General features: G+C 70.0%; 13 protein-coding genes. 7 read left to right on the top strand and 6 right to left on the bottom strand.

What is annotated here, in order from left to right; genetic code table 11:
* Nucleotides 1-75 precede the first annotated feature (75 nt).
* The gene (locus tag VIP82_RS19060; RefSeq protein WP_331911514.1) at nt 76-1,662 is read left to right on the top strand and encodes a stealth family protein; all 1,587 of its coding nucleotides are present in this window, start codon (nt 76-78) and stop codon (nt 1,660-1,662) included.
* On the opposite strand, the gene VIP82_RS19055 is transcribed toward VIP82_RS19060, so the two are convergent.
* On the bottom strand, nt 1,610-2,530 hold the full coding sequence (locus VIP82_RS19055; protein ID WP_331911512.1) for a phosphodiesterase: 921 nt from the start codon (nt 2,528-2,530) through the stop codon (nt 1,610-1,612). The two genes, VIP82_RS19060 and VIP82_RS19055, sit on opposite strands and share 53 nt — an antisense overlap.
* A 117-nt stretch (nt 2,531-2,647) precedes the next feature.
* Nucleotides 2,648-3,508 carry a 16S rRNA (adenine(1518)-N(6)/adenine(1519)-N(6))-dimethyltransferase RsmA gene (gene rsmA, locus VIP82_RS19050; protein ID WP_331911510.1) on the bottom strand — a complete coding sequence of 287 codons (861 nt, stop codon included), beginning with the start codon at nt 3,506-3,508 and terminating at the stop codon, nt 2,648-2,650.
* A gap of 171 nt (nt 3,509-3,679) precedes the next feature.
* Between rsmA and VIP82_RS19045 the strand changes: the two genes are divergently transcribed.
* On the top strand, nt 3,680-5,143 hold the full coding sequence (locus tag VIP82_RS19045) for a sugar porter family MFS transporter (protein WP_331911508.1): 1,464 nt from the start codon (nt 3,680-3,682) through the stop codon (nt 5,141-5,143).
* 54 nt (nt 5,144-5,197) lie between these two features.
* Nucleotides 5,198-6,499, top strand: a complete 1,302-nt coding sequence (locus VIP82_RS19040; protein ID WP_331911506.1) for an MFS transporter — start codon at nt 5,198-5,200, stop codon at nt 6,497-6,499.
* Between the two features lie 80 nt (nt 6,500-6,579).
* On the opposite strand, the gene VIP82_RS19035 is transcribed toward VIP82_RS19040, so the two are convergent.
* The 4 genes from VIP82_RS19035 to VIP82_RS19020 form a co-directional block, all read right to left on the bottom strand.
* Nucleotides 6,580-7,101, bottom strand: coding sequence for an NUDIX hydrolase (locus VIP82_RS19035; protein ID WP_331911504.1), 522 nt, complete (start codon nt 7,099-7,101; stop codon nt 6,580-6,582).
* A gap of 18 nt (nt 7,102-7,119) precedes the next feature.
* On the bottom strand, nt 7,120-8,034 hold the full coding sequence (locus tag VIP82_RS19030) for a TatD family hydrolase (RefSeq protein ID WP_331911502.1): 915 nt from the start codon (nt 8,032-8,034) through the stop codon (nt 7,120-7,122).
* Nucleotides 8,034-9,611, bottom strand: a complete 1,578-nt coding sequence (gene metG, locus VIP82_RS19025; protein WP_331911500.1) for a methionine--tRNA ligase — start codon at nt 9,609-9,611, stop codon at nt 8,034-8,036. Before metG ends, VIP82_RS19030 begins: the two co-directional genes overlap by 1 nt.
* A gap of 124 nt (nt 9,612-9,735) precedes the next feature.
* Nucleotides 9,736-10,752 (bottom strand): LacI family DNA-binding transcriptional regulator, encoded by a 1,017-nt coding sequence (locus VIP82_RS19020; RefSeq protein WP_331911498.1) that lies wholly within the window; start codon nt 10,750-10,752, stop codon nt 9,736-9,738.
* 204 nt (nt 10,753-10,956) lie between these two features.
* On the opposite strand from VIP82_RS19020, the gene VIP82_RS19015 reads away from it, so the two are divergent.
* The 4 genes from VIP82_RS19015 to VIP82_RS19000 all read left to right on the top strand — a co-directional run bounded on the left by VIP82_RS19015 (nt 10,957) and on the right by VIP82_RS19000 (nt 16,945).
* Nucleotides 10,957-12,975 (top strand): beta-galactosidase, encoded by a 2,019-nt coding sequence (locus VIP82_RS19015; RefSeq protein WP_331911496.1) that lies wholly within the window; start codon nt 10,957-10,959, stop codon nt 12,973-12,975.
* A 46-nt stretch (nt 12,976-13,021) separates the two neighbouring features.
* Nucleotides 13,022-14,254 carry a sugar ABC transporter substrate-binding protein gene (locus VIP82_RS19010; RefSeq protein ID WP_331911494.1) on the top strand — a complete coding sequence of 411 codons (1,233 nt, stop codon included), beginning with the start codon at nt 13,022-13,024 and terminating at the stop codon, nt 14,252-14,254.
* A gap of 160 nt (nt 14,255-14,414) precedes the next feature.
* The gene (locus VIP82_RS19005; RefSeq protein WP_331911492.1) at nt 14,415-16,034 is read left to right on the top strand and encodes an ABC transporter permease subunit; all 1,620 of its coding nucleotides are present in this window, start codon (nt 14,415-14,417) and stop codon (nt 16,032-16,034) included.
* Entirely contained in the window at nt 16,034-16,945 is a 912-nt protein-coding gene (locus VIP82_RS19000) for a sugar ABC transporter permease (protein WP_331911490.1), read from the top strand. Before VIP82_RS19005 ends, VIP82_RS19000 begins: the two co-directional genes overlap by 1 nt.
* Nucleotides 16,946-16,952 lie beyond the last annotated feature (7 nt).

Below are 16,952 nucleotides of genomic sequence, written 5' to 3'. Positions count from 1 at the left end.
AACGTCTTCGTAACGGATGATGCCTAAGGTGACCACACCGGACGGCGACACGTCGTCGCCAGCGAAGGAGGAAATATGGCCGCACTCTCGGCTCTGCCGCAGCCCGCCCGCACATGGACGGGACTGCTGGAGCGCGCGGACATCGCCGTCGACCGCGGCATCCTGCATCTCGTGCACGACGATGTCACGCCGGTCGAGGCCCGCACGACGGATCTGCTGCTCGTCGCCGGCGCCCTGGAGGCGGCCGGCATCACCGTGACCCTGATCCGCCACGATCGCGCGATCCCGGCGCTGGCCGTCGACCTCGACGATCGGGACGCCGCCCTGGCCGCGCTCGCCGGCCTCTGCGAAACGGAGCCCGTGTACCTCAAGGCGAAGGGGCGTCCCCCGGTGCTCGCCTCCGACGCACCACCTCTCGCCGCAGCGCCATCGGCCGTGCGTGTCTACCGTCCCCGGATCAGCCGCAACGGCACGCTGCGCTACACCGCCGCGCTCGGCGCCCACCTCGAGTTCTGGCGCTCCACCGGCGACCTCGTCGAGGCGCCGCACGACAACGCGCTCACCCGCAAGCTCACGCCCGCCGACGACCTGTCGTACACGACGGTCGAGCGCTACGGGCGTCCCTGGCGGACGCTGGACGGCATGTTCGATCCGCAGCCTCACGAGTTCACCGAGGAGGTCGACCTCGTCTTCTCGTGGGTGGACGGCTCCTCGAGCGCCTTCCAGCGCATGCGCGCCGCCCAGATGGCGGAGTACGTCGTCGGCGACGGCGACGACAGCCCTGCGCGCTTCCGGCACGTGGACGAGCTGCGCTACGCGCTGCGGAGCGTCCACATGTACGCCCCCTGGGTGCGGCGGATCTTCATCGCGACCGACTCGCCCGCGCCGTCGTGGCTCCTCGACCACCCCAAGGTCACGATCGTCCGCAGCGAGGAGTTCTTCGCAGACCCGTCGGTGCTGCCGACCCACAACTCGCACGCCGTCGAGGCGCAGCTGCACCGGATCCCGGGGCTGGCCGAGCACTTCCTGTACTCGAACGACGACATGTTCTTCGGGCGGCTGGTGGAGCCGGAGCTGTTCTTCACGCCCGCGGGAGTGACGAAGTTCGTCGAGTGCGAGGTGCGGATCGGATCCGGAGCGCCGGCGCTGCATCGCAGCGGCCACGACAACGGACTCCGCGTCAACCGAGCCCTCCTCAGCGAGCGGTTCGGGCGCACGATCGTGCGCGACCTCGACCACTGCGCGACACCGCTGCGCAAGAGCGTGATGACCGAGCTCGAGGCCGCCTTCCCCGACGACTTCGCCCGGACCGCGGCGTCCCGCTTCCGCTCCGCCACCGACATCTCGGTCACCAACAGCCTCTACCACTACTACGCGCTCATGACCGGGCGGGCGGTCGCCACGCGCGAGCCGCGCGTGCGCTACGCGCAGACCACGATGGCGTCGGGGCTTCGCCGCATGCAGCGCCTGGCCGACCGCACCGACGTCGACATGTTCTGCCTGAACGACGGCGGCAATGCCGAGGTCCCCGAGGACGTGCGCGTTCGGAGCCTGCGAGATGCGCTGGAGCGCATGTTCCCGGTGCGGGCGCCGTGGGAGCGCGCTGAGCTCAGCGCAGCAGAGGAATCGGCTCGGTCGGCGCATCCCTCCGCACGGCGCTGAAGGGCGCGACCTCGGCCAGGCGCAGGCGGCGCTGCGCCTCGTCGGGGTCGATGTACTCGAGTGTGCGCGGAGCGTCGACGGGCACCACCGAGTGCACGACGGTGTCGTCGTAGACGTGCACGAGGTTGAACGCCTGCGCGCCGTCCTGCGGGCGGGTGCCGCCGACGGGGACCGTCAGGTCCTGCGCGTAGCAGGTGGATGACGCCACCGACACGGGGATGCCGGCGAAGGTCGCGAAGGTCGAGTAGTGCAGGTGGCCGGCGATGATGGCGCGGACGTCGCTGCCGCGCAGCACCGACGCCAGGCGCGCCTGGTCGCGCAGCTCCACGCTCGCCGCGAGCGGCAGCACAGCCGGAACCGGTGGGTGGTGCATGGCGAGGATGGTGCCGAGCGGGGCGGGCGTCGCCAGCACCTCGGTCAGCCACGCGAGCTGCTCGTCGCGCAGTTCGCCGTAGTGGTGCCCCGGGACGCTCGTGTCGAGGGTGACGACGCGGAGGCCGTCGAGCTCGTCGACGCGGTCGACGGGACGCGTGTCGGACGCCTCGCCGAACAGCTCGGCGCGGAACGCCGCGCGATCGTCGTGATTGCCCATCACCCAGAGCACGCGGGCGCCGATGCGCGCGGCGAACGGCTCGACGAGGGCGCGCAGGTCCGCATAGGCGCCGCGCTCCCCCAGGTCGACGAGGTCGCCCGTGAAGACGACCGCGTCGGGCCGGATGCCCGAGTCCTCGATGACCCCCAGCGCGCGGGCCAGCTGAGCCGCACCGTCCAGGGCGTCGAAGAGGCGAGGCGTCGACGCCGCACGCAGGTGGGTGTCGCTGATGTGCAGCAAGATGCGTTCAGGGGCCGGATACTCGGCGGGTCGCATGTCGATTCACTCCGGTCCACCGCGAGGCGAGCTGCCCGTGAACGGGACGGCAGACGCAGAAATGTTACCGGCATGTTTCGGCGCATCCGGTCACCACACGGTGAACAATCACCAAACTCACACGACGGTGGCGTCTCCGGCGGCTTGCGCGATGCGCACGAAATCGTCGATGGAGAGGTCCTCGCCGCGGGCGGTCGGCGCCACGCCGGCGCTCTCCAGCACCGCGGATGCGGCGGCCGCGGTGCCGCCGAGAACGCCCGACGTAGCCTGACGCAGCATCTTCCGCCGCTGCTGGAACGCGGCATCGACGATGCCGAACGTCCTCCGGCGCAAGGTCTCGTCGCCGCGCGGCTCGGGGTCGCGGCGGAATCCCACCAGCACGCTGTCGACGTTGGGGACGGGCCAGAACACCTGGCGCGAGACGGTGCCGGCCAGGCGCCAGGGTCCGTACCAGGCGGCCTTGACGCTCGGCGCGCCGTACACCTTCGATCCGGGCGGGGCGGCGAGGCGCTCCCCCACCTCGGCCTGAACCATCACGACACCGCGTTGGAGGCCGGGGAAGTTCTCGAGGAAGTGCAGCAGCACCGGCACGCTGACGTTGTAGGGCAGGTTCGCCACGAGCACGGCGGGGTCGCCGGGCAGCTCGGTCACGCGCAGCGCGTCCGCGTCGACGACGGTGAGGGCGCCGTCTGCGACGCCGTGGGCGGCCGCCGTCGCCGGCAGACGCTCGGCGAGTCGGTGGTCGATCTCGACGGCGGTGACGGACGCGCCCGCCTCGAGGATCGCGAGGGTCAGCGACCCGAGTCCGGGCCCCACCTCGACCACGCGGTCGCCGGGAGACACCTCTGCGACAGTCACGATCTTGCGGACCGTGTTGGCGTCGACGACGAAGTTCTGCCCGAGTTTCTTGGTCGGCGTCACGTCGAGGTCGGCGGCCAGCGCGCGGATCTCGGCCGCACCGAGGAGTGTCACGGGCATGCGTTCACTGTACCCATCGTCGCCGCGGCGCCTGGCCGGGGAACCCGTGGTCGCAGACATCGCGGGGTCGCAGCAGCCGTTCTGCGACGGCGGCGGCAGCCGCCCGCGCGGGTTCGCCGACGAGCCGTCGATGGCCTCGCCCTCGGCGCACTCGGCCGCTAGCGTACGACCATGAGTTCGACCGGATCGATCCCCGCAGACGCGTTCTCTCTCCGCAGCCCCTACGGGCGCCGCGCGATCGGCCTCTCGGTCGCCGCCGCCGTCGGCGGCTTCCTGTTCGGCTTCGACTCGTCGGTCATCAACGGCGCCGTCGACTCCATCTCGCAGGACTTCGGGCTCAACGACGTCATCACCGGATTCGTCGTCGCGATCGCGCTGCTCGGCTGCGCCGTCGGCGCGATCATCGCCGGCAACCTGTCGGACCGCTGGGGGCGCCTGCGGGTCATGTTCCTCGGCGCGATCATGTTCTTCGTCAGCTCCATCGGGGCCGGCCTCGCGTTCTCGGCCTGGGACCTGGCGCTGTGGCGCGTCATCGGCGGACTGGGCATCGGCATCGCTTCGGTGATCGCGCCGGCCTACATCGCCGAGATCGCCCCGCGACAGATCCGCGGCGGCCTCGCGTCGCTGCAGCAGCTCGCGATCACGATCGGCATCTTCGCCGCGCTGCTGTCGGACGCCCTGCTCGCCAACACCGCGGGCGGCGCCGACAACGTGCTGTGGTTCGGACTCGAGGCGTGGCGGTGGATGTTCCTCGTCGGCGTGATCCCGTCGGCCGTCTACGGCATCCTGTCGTTCACGCTGCCGGAGTCGCCGCGCTACCTCATCGCGAAGGGCCGCTACGCCGAGGCGAAGGAGATCTTCTCGCGGCTCGTCCCGGCCGCCGACCTCGACCACACCATCCGCGACCTGCAGACGGCGATCGAGACCGACCGCAAGAACGAGGGCGTGTCGCTTCGAGGACCTGTGCTCGGCCTCCAGCGGATCGTCTGGGTCGGCATCATCCTGTCGGTCTTCCAGCAGTTCGTCGGCATCAACGTGATCTTCTACTACTCGACGAGCCTGTGGCAGTCGGTCGGGTTCGACGAGAGCGACTCGTTCACGATCAGCGTCGTGACCTCCATCACGAACGTCCTGGTCACACTCATCGCGATCTTCCTCGTCGACCGAGTGGGGCGTAAGCCCATCCTGCTCACGGGCTCCGTCATGATGGCGCTCTCGCTGGGACTGATGGCGCTCTCGTTCGTGTTCTCCGAGACCGACGCCGAGGGCGCGGTGACCCTGCCGGCTCCCTGGGGACCGATCGCGCTCGTCGCGGCGAACGTCTTCGTCGTCGGGTTCGGCGCCTCGTGGGGACCCCTCGTCTGGGTGCTGCTCGGCGAGATCTTCCCCAGCCGCATCCGCGGCAAGGCGCTCGGGGTCGCCGCCGGCGCGCAGTGGATCGCGAACTTCCTCATCACGATCTCGTTCCCGGCGATGTCGTCGTGGTCGCTGCCGCTCACGTACGGCATGTACGCCCTGTTCGCGGCGCTCTCGTTCTTCTACGTGCTGCTGCGCATTCCCGAGACCAAGGGCATGGACATCGAGCAGACCGAGACGCTGTTCACGCACAAGGGCGCCGCTGCACCGACGAGCTGAGGCCACATCCCGGCAGCGCGCGTCGCGCGTCCGCCGCCCTCATAGGATGGCGGGATGCCTTCGCTCGGGGAGATCATCGCGCCGCGCCGCCTCGGGACCGACTTCCGGTGGCTGCTCGCGTCGTCGTGGACGAGCAATCTCGGCGACGGCATCGCACTCGCCGCCGCGCCCCTGCTGATCGCCTCGCTGACGTCGTCGCCGTTCCTCGTCGCCGCGGGCGCCATGATGCAGTTCCTGCCGTGGCTGCTCTTCGGCCTGCTCGCGGGCGCCGTCGCCGACCACCACGACCGCCGCCGCCTCGTGATGCTGGCGAACGGGCTGCGAGCGGTGGTCGTGCTCGCCCTGGTCGGCTTCCTCGTGACCGGCCAGGCGACCGTGTGGCTGGTGCTCGCGACGGCGTTCCTCTACGGCACGGCGGAGGTGTTCGCCGACTCCGCCGGCAGCACGCTGCTGCCGATGCTGGTGAAGCCGGCAGACCTCGGCATCGGCAACGCGCGGATGCAGGCGGGTTACCTCGTGGCCAACCAGCTTGCCGGTCCGCCGCTGGGAGCCTTCCTGTTCGCGCTCGGCTCGTTCTGGCCGTTCCTGCTGCAGGTGGTCTGCGTGTCGCTCGCTGTGCTGCTCATCTCGCGCATCGCGCGCACGCCCGTGCCGGATCATCCCGGTGCGGCGGGCACCAAGGTGCACGCGATCCGCGAGGGCCTCCGATGGCTGCGTCACAACGCGCCGGTGCGCACCCTCGTGATCATCATCCTGGTGTTCAACGTCACCTGGGCCGCCCCCTGGGGCGTGCTCGTGCTCTACGCCACCGAGCACCTCGGCATGGGCGCCGTCGGCTACGGCGCACTCACCACCGCGTCCGCGCTCGGCGGCCTCGTGGGCATCGCGAGCTTCGGCTGGCTCGAGAAGCACGTGTCGTTCTCGACGCTCATGCGCGTGTGCCTGTCGCTCGAGGTGCTCATGCACCTGAGTTTCGCCCTGACCACGTCGCCGGCGGTCGCGTTCGTCATCATGTTCGGCTTCGGGGTGTACGCCTTCGTGTGGGGCACGATCTCGACCACCGTGCGCCAGCGACTCGTGCCGATGGAGCTGCAGGGCCGGATCGCCTCGGTCAACATGGTGGGCGTCTTCGGCGGACTCGTGATCGGGCAGTTCATCGGCGGCATCCTGGCCCAGCTGTTCGGACTCACCGCCCCCTGGTGGTTCGCCTTCGCAGGATCGGCGATCACGCTGCTGCTGGTGTGGCGCTCGATCTCGCACATCGCCGCTGCCAAGCCCGTCATCGGCGAAGGCGCGGCAGGCGAGGTGCCACCTTCAGACGAGCCCGGAGCCGGCGGTATGCCGCTGCCCGACTGACGGGCGCGCTGGCGCGGTGCATCGGCTCAGCTGTGCCGTATCGGCTCGTCACCCGAGCCGACGCGCGGCGAATCAGCCGGCTACGCGCCTCGCGACTCCACGAGCTCGGCCAGACGCGGGCCGAACTGCTCCAGGCGCCGCACCCACGGCGCTGCCATCTCCCCCGCCGCTGCGCGGCGAAGCGCCTCCGCGAACGGGACCCATGCGCTCTCGCACACCTCTTCCGGATCGAGCGTCAGCGCCGGGTCGCCGGCCACGGCCGCGACGTAGACGTCGAAGAGGGCCGTCCTCTCGGTGAGCCGGCCGACCAGCACCACGTCGTCGGCGCTGACCCGCACCCCGGCCTCCTCGGCCAGCTCACGCACCGCGGCCTCGGCGCTCGTCTCGCCAGTGAGAGCGCTGCCGGCGGGGAACTCCCAGTCCAGCGGGAAGTCCTTGGTGGCCGCGCGCCGCGTCATGAGCACGAGCCCGTCGCCGCGCACGACGCACACCGACGCCACGATGTGGAACATCCCCGCAGGGAAGTCCGGGTCACCACGACGGTGCGTGCGCCCGGTCGGGATGCCGTCGGCATCCGTCACATCCCACAGCTCGCCGTCCACCGCTCCCCCGAACGCCCGTCAGTCCTCGAATGCTCCGTAGACCTCGAGCGTGTTCGCCGCCAGCTGTGCGCACAGCTCGTCGACGTCGATGCCGAGTTCGGCGGCCATGAACCGCACGGTCACCGGGACGAGGTACGGCGCGTTCGGACGACCGCGGTGCGGCGTCGGGGTCAGGAACGGGGCATCCGTCTCGACGAGGATCCGCTCGCGCGGGATCACCGCGAGCGCGTCGCGGAGGTTCTGCGCGTTGTTGAAGGTGACGTTGCCGGCGAACGACAGCCAGTAGCCGCGCTCGCCCGCGACCTGCGCCATGGCGGCGTCGCCCGAGAAGCAGTGGAACACGGTCCGCTCCGGCGCGCCGACCCGCTCGAGGGTCTCGAGCACGGCGTCGTGGGCGTCGCGGTCGTGGATCTGCATCGCGATGCCGTGCGTCTTCGCGAGCGCGATGTGCGCCTCGAAGCTCTCGAACTGCGCGGGCCGCCCGTCTTCGCCGGTGCGGAAGAAGTCGAGTCCGGTCTCACCGATCGCACGCACGCGCGGCTGCGCCGCCAGCTCGTCGATGACGGCGATCGCCTCGTCGAGGCGTCCGGCGTCCTTGTACGCGGGCGCCTCGTTCGGGTGGATGGCGACGGCTGCCAGCACTCGGGGATGGGATGCCGCTGCCCACGCCGACCACCGGCTGGAGTCGATGTCGCCGCCCGCCTGGACGACGCCGACGACACCGACCGCCGCGGCCCGCTCCAGCTGCTCGTCGAGCGACAGACCGACCTCGCCGTCCTCGATCTCGAGGTGGGCGTGGTTGTCGTACACCGGCACCGCGAGAGGCTCGGGCGCCACGGGGTACGTGACGTCGCGCGAGCCCTTCTCGCGGGTGCGGACGTACTGCGAGGGGTCCGAGCCCTCCGCCGGGTAGGGGACGGGGGGTGTCGCCATCAGACCGACTGCTCGACGCGCGGGAACAGCGGCGCCAGGCCGTTGACCGACGTGCCGGGCTTCAGCACGCCCCATCCGCCTGCCTCGCGGATCCGCTGATCCTGCAGGCGGCCGATCGACTCTGCGGCGCCGAGCGCGATCCAGAGCTTCTCGGTCGACTCCGGCATGACCGGCGACAGCAGCACCGCCAGGGCGCGAAGTCCTTCGGCCGCCGTGTACAGCACGGTGCCGAGGCGCTCGCGCCGGGAGTCGTCCTTGGCCAGCGTCCACGGCTCGTTCTCGGTGATGTACAGGTTCAGCGCGTCGACGATCGTCCAGACCGAACTGATCGCCTCGTCGATGCGGAAGCGCTCGATCGCGGCGTCGGCGCGGGCGGCGGCATCCGCCACCGTCGTCTGGATGTGCAGATCGGCCTCGGTGTACGCGGCGGGCGGCGGAACGATGCCCTCGAAGTAGCGCTCGACCATGGCGGTGGTGCGCGACGCGAGGTTGCCGAAGCCGTTCGCGAGCTCCGCCTGGTAGCGGGCCGAGAGGTCCTCCCACGAGAACGAGCCGTCCTGGCCGAACGCGATCGCCGACAGGAAGTAGAACCGGTAGGCGTCCGACCCGAACACGTCGGTGATCTCGGTCGGGGCGATGCCGGTGAGCTTCGACTTCGACATCTTCTCGCCGCCGACGAGCAGCCAGCCGTGCGCGAAGACGCCCTTGGGCACGTCGACGCCGGCGGCCATCAGCATCGCGGGCCAGATGACGGCGTGGAAGCGCAGGATGTCCTTGCCGACGACGTGGTAGGCGGGCCAGCGTCGCGCGAACTCCTCGGGGTCGCTGCCGTAGCCGACGGCTGTCGCGTAGTTGAGCAGCGCGTCGACCCACACGTAGATCACGTGCGATTCGTCCCACGGCACCTTGATGCCCCAGTCGAACGTGGACCGCGAGATCGAGAGGTCCTTCAGGCCGTTCTTGACGAACGAGACGACCTCGTTGCGCGCCGACTCGGGCCGGATGAAGTCGCCGCCGGAGTAGAGCTCGAGGAGCTTGTCCTGGAACTCGCTCAGCTTGAAGAAGTAGTTCTTCTCCTGCAGCAGCTCGAGCGGCTTGGAGTGGATCGCGCAGACCTTGAGACCCTCGAAGGGCCCGGTGCCGTCGACGATCTCGGACTCCGTCTTGAATTCCTCGCAGCCCACGCAGTACAGCGCCTCGAACTCACCGGCGTAGATGTAGCCGCGATCGTAGATCGCCTGCACGAACGCGCGGACGCGCTCCTCGTGGCGCGGCTGCGTCGTGCGGATGAAGTCGTCATTGGCGACATCCAGCGTCTTCAGCAGCGGGAACCACGACTCGCCGACGAGACGGTCGACCCACTCCTGCGGCGTCGCGCCGTTCGCGGCGGCCGCCCGCATCATCTTCTGGCCGTGCTCGTCGGTGCCCGTCAGCATCCAGGTGTCGTCGCCCGCCTGGCGGTGCCAGCGCGCGAGGGTGTCGACCGCCACGGTCGTGTAGCCGTGGCCGATGTGGGGCACGTCGCTCGGATAGTAGATCGGCGTCGTGATGTAGAAGGACGAGGGGCCGGAAGTCACCCGACGAGTCTAGCCAGCGCGGATGCCCCGACCGCCGCTGTGACCGGACGCCGCCGCGGGCGCACAGAAACCGGCCCGAACGTAATACTCAGGCCCGAACGCAACTCGGGCGCGAACGCAATGCTCAGGCGCTGTCGCGCACGATGAGCGTCGTCGGCAGCGTGATCGGCTCCGGGTTGGCGCCCGCGATGACATCGAGCAACAGCGACACCATCCCCTCGCTGATGCGGTCCCACGGCTGGCGCATCGTGGTGAGCGCGAGCTCGTGGGTGGCGGCGAGACCCGAGTCGTCGAATCCCGCGACCGCGATGTCTTCGGGCACGCGCAGGTTCGCCTTGCGCAGCGTCGCGACGGCGCCGGCGGCCATCCGGTCGCTCGCCGCGAAGACGGCGTCGATGTCGCGCGTCCGCTCCAGCAGGCGCGCCATCGCGACGGCGCCGGACTCCTGGCTGTAGTCGCCCTCCTCGACGAGCGCGGGGTCGAAGTCCGCGCCCATCTCCTCTTCGAAGCCCACGAGCCGGAACTTGCCGCCTGGGGTGTCGTGGGGGCCGGCGATCATCGCGATGCGGCGATGGCCGCGGCTCCGCAGGTAGCGCGTCATCTCGCGCGCCGAGCCGATCTCGTCGACCGACACCGTCGGCACCTGGGCTTCGTGACCGAGCGGGATGCCGCAGCACACGGTGGGCACGCCGGCTTCGAGCAGTTCCTCCACCAGCGGATCGGCTTCGTGCGACGAGATGAGGAGCACGCCGTCGACGTGTCCGGCGCTGACGAAGTGCGTGACGTTGGCGCGTTCCGCCGGCGTGCCGGCGACCAGCAGCACGAGCGTCATCGACCTCTGGGCGAGGGCTTCGGCGGCGCCGCGGAGCAGCAGCGCGAAGGTCGGGTCGTCGAACAGCAGATGCTGCGGCTCGGTGAGCAGGAATGCGAGCGAACCGGCCCGCCCGGTGGCGAGGCTGCGCGCCGCGTGGTTGGCGGTGTAGCCGGTGCGACGGATCGCCTCCTCGACGGCCACCCGCGCGTCGGGCGACACCCAGTGCCCGCCGTTGATGACCCGCGAGACCGTGCCGCGAGAGACGCCGGCCGCCGCGGCCACATCGCGGATCGTCGGTTTGCGCCGCACGGTCGTCGTCTCGTCCACGACGAGCGACTCTACTCCCGCCGCGACGCGATCATGGCGCCGACACGAGGCCGACTGTGACCGGTCACAGTTATGTAACGGTTGTCCACCGGAGCCTGCGTCCCCGCACCTGCTCGGGTAGAACTGTGACCGGTCACAGTCCAACCACGGACAGTGCCCGCCCACGACTTGCGGATCACCCCGCATCGACCCGATGGAGTGTCCATGACTTCGCCCGACCGCTGGCCCGAGATCCGGGGAATCGCCTATGGCGGCGACTACACCCCTGAACAGTGGCCACGGGAGGTGTGGCGCGAAGACGTCGCCCTGATGCGCGAGGCGGGCGTCAACCTCGTGAGCGTCGGCATCTTCGCCTGGGCTCTGATCGAGACGAGCGAGGGCGTCTTCGACTTCACGTGGCTCGATGAGCTGCTCGACCTGCTGCACGACAACGGCATCTCGGTCGACCTCGGCACCCCCACCGCCTCTCCCCCGGCGTGGTTCTTCGCCGATCACCCCGATGCCCGCGTCGTCACGCGTGAAGGGGTGACGATGGGCTTCGGAGCGCGCGGCATGGCTTCGCACTCCTCGCCCGCCTACCGCGAGGCGATCGTGCGCATCGCGTCGGCGCTCGCCGAGCGTTACGCGTCGCACCCCGCCGTGGTCATGTGGCACGTGCACAACGAGTACGGCGTGCCCGTCGGCGAGGACTACTCCGACCAGTCGGTCCAGGCTTTCCGCGGGTGGCTCCGCGACAAGTACGGCACCCTCGATGCCCTCAATGCGGCGTGGGGCACGACGTTCTGGGGCCAGCGATACGGCGAGTGGCACCATATCGGTGCGCCCGCGGCGGCACCCTCGGTCGTGAATCCGGCGCAGCGTCTCGACTTCGCCCGTTTCACCGACCGCCAGCTCCGCGAATGCTTCGTCGCCGAGCGCGATGCCATCCGCGCCCATGCCTCACAGCCGATCACGACGAACTTCATGGCGAACCAGAGCTGGACGACTGACATGTGGGCGTGGGCCCGCGAGGTCGACATCGTGTCGGACGACCACTACCTCTGGGCCGCCGACCCGGAGGGCGAGGTCGGGCTCGCGATCGCGGCCGACCTGTCGCGCTCGGTGGGCGGCGGCAAGCCGTGGATCCTCATGGAGCACTCCACGTCGGCGGTGAACTGGCAGCCCCGAAACGTCGCCAAGCGGCCCGGCGAGATGGCCCGCAATTCGCTCACGCACCTCGCGCGCGGGGCCGATGCGATCCTCTTCTTCCAGTGGCGCGCGTCGCGCTCGGGCGCCGAGAAGTTCCACTCGGCGATGATCCCCCACGCCGGCACCTCGTCCCGCGTGTGGCGCGAGGTGGTCGAGCTCGGCGATACGCTCGGACGACTCGACGAGGTGCGCAGCTCGCGGGTACAGGCGGACGTCGCGATCCTGTGGGACTTCGAGTCCTTCTGGGCGCAGGACCTCGAGTGGCGCCCGTCGGTGGACGTCTCGCACGCCGAGCAGATCCGCGCCTTCTACGAGCGGCTCTGGCGTGACGGCATCACGGTGGACTTCGCCCTCCCCGGTCAGGACCTGTCCGGCTACAAGCTCGTCCTCGCCCCCGCGCAGTACCTGCTGAGTGCCGCAGACGCCGCGAACCTGACGCGGTACGTCGAAGCGGGCGGCACCCTCGTCGTCTCGTTCTTCTCGGCGATCGTCGACGAGAACGACGCCGTGCACCCCGGCGGCTTCGTCGCGCCCCTGCGCGATGCGCTGGGCGTGGTCGTGGAGGAGTTCCTCCCCCTGCGCAAAGGCGCCCGCCACGCGGTGAAGTGGACGGCTGCCGCATCCGCCACACTCCTCGCTGATGCCTGGCAGGAGGACCTGGTGCCCAGCGCCGCGGACGTGATGGCGACGTACGTCGACGGCCCCGGTGCTGGCAAGCCCGCGATCACCCGCCACGCGCACGGCGCCGGGCACGGCTGGTACATCAGCACCCGCTTGGATGCCGCCGGCCTGCGCACCGTGATGACCGACGTCTACGCCGACGCCGGCGTGGCGCCCTCCGTCCACCCGGAGGGGCTCGAGGTCGTCGTGCGCCGCGGCGACGCGGCCGACTACACGGTCGCCATCAACCATCGAGAGGACGAGGTCACCCTCGCCGCCTCGGGCGTGGAGCTTCTCACGGGCCGGGCCGTCGACGGCGGGTTCGTCGTGACCGCCGGCGGCATCGCGGTCGTCCGCACGGATCGCACCTCCTGACCCGCACCCGAAACCTGCAACACCACCCACCACCGAAAGGGAAACCATGCGAAAGCAGATCGCACTCGGAGCGCTGGCGCTCACGGCAGCGGTCGTCCTCGCCGGCTGCGCCGGCGGCGGCTCGTCCGACAACGGCGACAGCGAGTCCGACGGCAGCGGCGCCGAGCTCGTCATCTGGACCGACGAGGAGCGCGAGCAGGCCATCGCCGACGCCGCGGCCGCCTTCGAAGAGGAGACCGGCGCCACCGTCACGCTCGTGAAGAAGAACTTCGAGGACCTCCGCAACGACTTCATCGCGCAGGTCCCCACCGGCGAGGGCCCCGACATCACCGTCGGCGCGCACGACTGGCTGGGCGCGCTCGTCGCCGCGGGCGTCGTCGACACGATCGACCTCGGCGACAAGGCCTCGGAGTTCGAGCCCGTCGCCCTCGAGGCCATGACCTACGACGGTCAGCTCTACGCCCTCCCGTACTCGCTCGAGACCATCGCGCTGGTGCAGAACGTCGACCTCGTCGGTGCCGATGCCCCCGCGTCATGGGACGACATGATCCAGAAGGGCCTGGCGTCAGGCGCGGAGCGCCCGTTCGTGATCAACACCAACGGCGAGACCGGCGACGGCTACACGATGTACGGCTTCCAGACGTCGTTCGGCGCTCCCGTCTTCGTGCAGGACGACTCGGGCTCGTACACGACCGAGGTCGGCATGGGCGGCGCGGCGGGCGAGGCCTTCGCCACATGGCTCGGTGCGAACGGCTCGGCTGGCACCGGCTACGTCTCGACGACGGTCGACTACGACATCAACAACGAGCTGTTCAACACCGGCAAGGCGCCGTACACGATCCAGGGCCCGTGGGCGATCAGCGCCTACCCCGACGTGGCGAACATCGCGGTGAACCCGATCCCTACGGCGGGCGGCGAGACGGCGGCGCCGTTCGTGGGCGTGCAGGGCTTCTACCTGAGCTCGCAGTCGAAGAACGCGCTGCTCGCGCAGGAGTTCCTCGTGAACTACCTCGGCACCGAGGAGGCGCAGCGCGCGCTCTACGAGGCCGACCCGCGAATCCCCGCGTGGTCGACCCTGGCCACCGAGGTCTCGTCCGACCCGATCATCGCGGGCTTCCTCGCGTCGGCGCAGAACGGCGTGCCGATGCCGAGCATCCCCGAGATGGGCTCGGTGTGGGATCTCTGGAACGCCGCACAGTCGCAGATCATCAACGGCGCCGACCCCGTGTCGACGTGGAACACGATGGTCGCCGACGTCCAGGCCGCGGTCGCGGGCTGATCGCGGTCGCCTGAACGGGCCGCAGAGCTGCTGCGGCCGACCGACTCCGGGAGGCGGGTGAGTGCCTCTCCCCGCCTCCCGGACCCCACAACCATCTCGACCCACACATCCGCACCCCGATGCCCCACAGGTCGACGGGGACCGTGACAGGAGCAGACGCATGACGGTGGACGCACCCACCACGCCACTGGCGCCGGCAGAGGCGCCGCCGCGCGAATCGCACGCGCGCCGCTGGCGCGGCCCCGGCTGGGGCTTCCTCGCGAAGCTCGCGCTGATGGCGCTCGTCAACGCGTTCGGGGTGATGACGCTGCTGAGCGCGTTCCGCGTCGAATCCTGGGTCGTGTTCTCGGCGACGCTCGTGCTGCTGCTCGCGGCCGACATCGTCTACTTCACCAGACGGTCGTTGCCCCTCAAGTACCTGCTGCCGGGGCTCGTGTTCCTGCTCGTGTTCCAGGTGTTCATCTTCGGGTATACGGCGTACATCGCCTTCACGAACTACGGCACCGGGCACGCCGGCACGCAGGAGCAGGCCGTCGAGGCGGCGCTCATCCAGGGCGAGCGCCGGATCGAGGACTCGCCGACCTACCCGCTCTCGGTGGTCGAGCGGGTCGGCGAGCTCGGCTTCGCGGTCGTCGACGAGAACGGCGACGTGCTCGTGGGCTCGGCGGAACAGCCGCTGGAAGAGGCCCGGGATGCCGAAGTGGGCAGCGGCGGCGTCCCCACGGAGGTCCCCGGCTGGGACGTCGTGCCGCGTGCCACGGTCATCACCGACGCCGAGCTGCAGGAGCAGATCGCCGGCCTGCGGGTCGCGGTATCGGAAGACCCCAACGACGGCTCGATCCGCACGCGCGACGGATCATCGGGCGCCGTCTACGAATCGACGCTGGTGTGGGACGCCGGGGCGGAGACGATCACCGACACGACCACCGGCACGGTCTACACCGCGAACGACCAGGGCTCGTTCGTCGCCGAGGACGGCTCGGCGCTTCCCACCGGCTGGTACGTGAACGTGGGGTTCGAGAACTTCGTCCGCCTGTTCACCGATCCCGCGCTCGCGCAGACGCTGCTCTCGGTCACCGTGTGGACCTTCGCCTTCGCGACGCTCTCGGTCGTGCTGCCGTTCGCACTGGGACTCCTCCTCGCGCTCATCTACAACGACGCGCGCTTGAAGGGCCGGCGGTTCCTGCGAACGCTGTACATCCTCCCCTACGCGTTCCCCGCGTTCATGTCGGCGCTGCTGTTCCGCGGCATGTTCAACGCCGAGTTCGGCATCATCAACGACCTGTTCTTCTTCGGCGCGAACATCAACTGGCTGGGCGATCCGTGGCTCGCCCGCGCCGCCGTGGTCTGGGTGAACCTGTGGCTCACCTACCCGTACTACTTCCTCGTGTGCACCGGCGCGCTGCAGGCGCTTCCGCAGGACGCGCTGGAGGCGGCATCCATCGACGGCGCCGGCCGTGCCCGCCAGCTCCGCTCGATCATCCTGCCGCTGGTGCTCGTCGCGACAGCGCCGCTGCTGATCTCGTCGTTCGCGTTCAGCTTCAACAACTTCACCGTCATCTACATGTTCAACAACGGCGGCCCGGCGATACCCGGCGCGCCGTACGCGCTCGGTGCCACCGACATCCTGATCTCCGCCATCTACGACATCTCAGGGGTCTCGGGCGGCGCGGCCGACTACGGCCTCGCGAGCGCCCTGTCGATCCTCGTGTTCGCCGTCGTCGGGGGCATCTCGGCGATCGCGTTCCGCCAGACCCGCAAGCTCGAGGAGTTCCAGTGATGACCACCACCACCGAGGTCGCTGCGGGACAGACCACCCGTGCCTCCGAAGATCGCCGTGCCGCCCGCCGACGGCGCTGGCTGCTCGAGGTCGGCTGGAAGTACCTCCTCGCCGTCGTCGTGATCTTCTACGCGATCTTCCCGCTCGTGTACGTGCTGTCGGCATCGCTGAACCCGTACGGCACGCTGGCCGCCAGCAACGCCCTCTTCAGCGTGATCGACGTGTCCAACTACGCCGCGCTCGGCGAGACGCGCTTCTGGACCTGGGCGGGGAACACCCTGCTGATCGGCGGCATCGCCGCGGTGGGCGCGGTGCTGATGGGCGCCGCGGCCGCCTACGCGTTCTCGCGCTTCCGCTTCTCGGGTCGCCGCGCCGGGCTGACCGGCCTGCTCATCATCCAGATGTTCCCGCAGGCGCTCGCGTTCGTCGCGATCTTCCTCATGCTGCTCGCCCTCGGCGAGGTCGTGCCCGTGCTCGGGCTCAACTCGAAGATCGCGCTCATCTGCGTGTACCTGGGCGGCGCTCTCGGTGTGAACACGTTCCTCATGTACGGCTTCTTCAACACGGTGCCGATCGAGATCGACGAGTCCGCGAAGATCGACGGCGCGACGCATGCGCAGATCTTCTGGCGACTGATCATCCCGCTCGTGACGCCGATCCTCGCGGTCGTCGCGCTGCTGGCCTTCATCGCGGCGTTCGGCGACTACATCATCGCCAAGATCGTCCTCGTCTCGGAGGAGAACTGGACGCTCGCCGTCGGCATGTACCAGTGGGTCTCCAACCAGCTCGCCTCCAACTGGGGCCTGTTCGCGGCGGGCGCCGTCATCGCCGCCATCCCCGTGCTCGTCCTCTTCCTGTCGCTGCAGCGCTACATCGTCGGCGGTCTCACCGCCGGCTCCGTCAAGGGCTGACGGCATC

The organism is Microbacterium sp. (assembly GCF_036566905.1).
Lineage (GTDB): Bacteria > Actinomycetota > Actinomycetes > Actinomycetales > Microbacteriaceae > Microbacterium.
Note: the sequence above shows the minus strand (reverse complement) of the source record. Positions and strands in the feature narration are given on the sequence as shown.

Excerpts from the sequence above, each read along its gene's own strand:
- VIP82_RS19060 (WP_331911514.1), top strand. The coding sequence starts at position 76 with ATGGCCGCACTCTCGGCTCTGCCGCAGCCCGCCCGCACATGGACGGGA.
- VIP82_RS19055 (WP_331911512.1), bottom strand. The coding sequence starts at position 2,530 with ATGCGACCCGCCGAGTATCCGGCCCCTGAACGCATCTTGCTGCACATC.
- rsmA (WP_331911510.1), bottom strand. The coding sequence starts at position 3,508 with ATGCCCGTGACACTCCTCGGTGCGGCCGAGATCCGCGCGCTGGCCGCC.
- VIP82_RS19045 (WP_331911508.1), top strand. The coding sequence starts at position 3,680 with ATGAGTTCGACCGGATCGATCCCCGCAGACGCGTTCTCTCTCCGCAGC.
- VIP82_RS19040 (WP_331911506.1), top strand. The coding sequence starts at position 5,198 with ATGCCTTCGCTCGGGGAGATCATCGCGCCGCGCCGCCTCGGGACCGAC.
- VIP82_RS19030 (WP_331911502.1), bottom strand. The coding sequence starts at position 8,034 with ATGGCGACACCCCCCGTCCCCTACCCGGCGGAGGGCTCGGACCCCTCG.
- VIP82_RS19015 (WP_331911496.1), top strand. The coding sequence starts at position 10,957 with ATGACTTCGCCCGACCGCTGGCCCGAGATCCGGGGAATCGCCTATGGC.
- VIP82_RS19010 (WP_331911494.1), top strand. The coding sequence starts at position 13,022 with ATGCGAAAGCAGATCGCACTCGGAGCGCTGGCGCTCACGGCAGCGGTC.
- VIP82_RS19005 (WP_331911492.1), top strand. The coding sequence starts at position 14,415 with ATGACGGTGGACGCACCCACCACGCCACTGGCGCCGGCAGAGGCGCCG.
- VIP82_RS19000 (WP_331911490.1), top strand. The coding sequence starts at position 16,034 with ATGACCACCACCACCGAGGTCGCTGCGGGACAGACCACCCGTGCCTCC.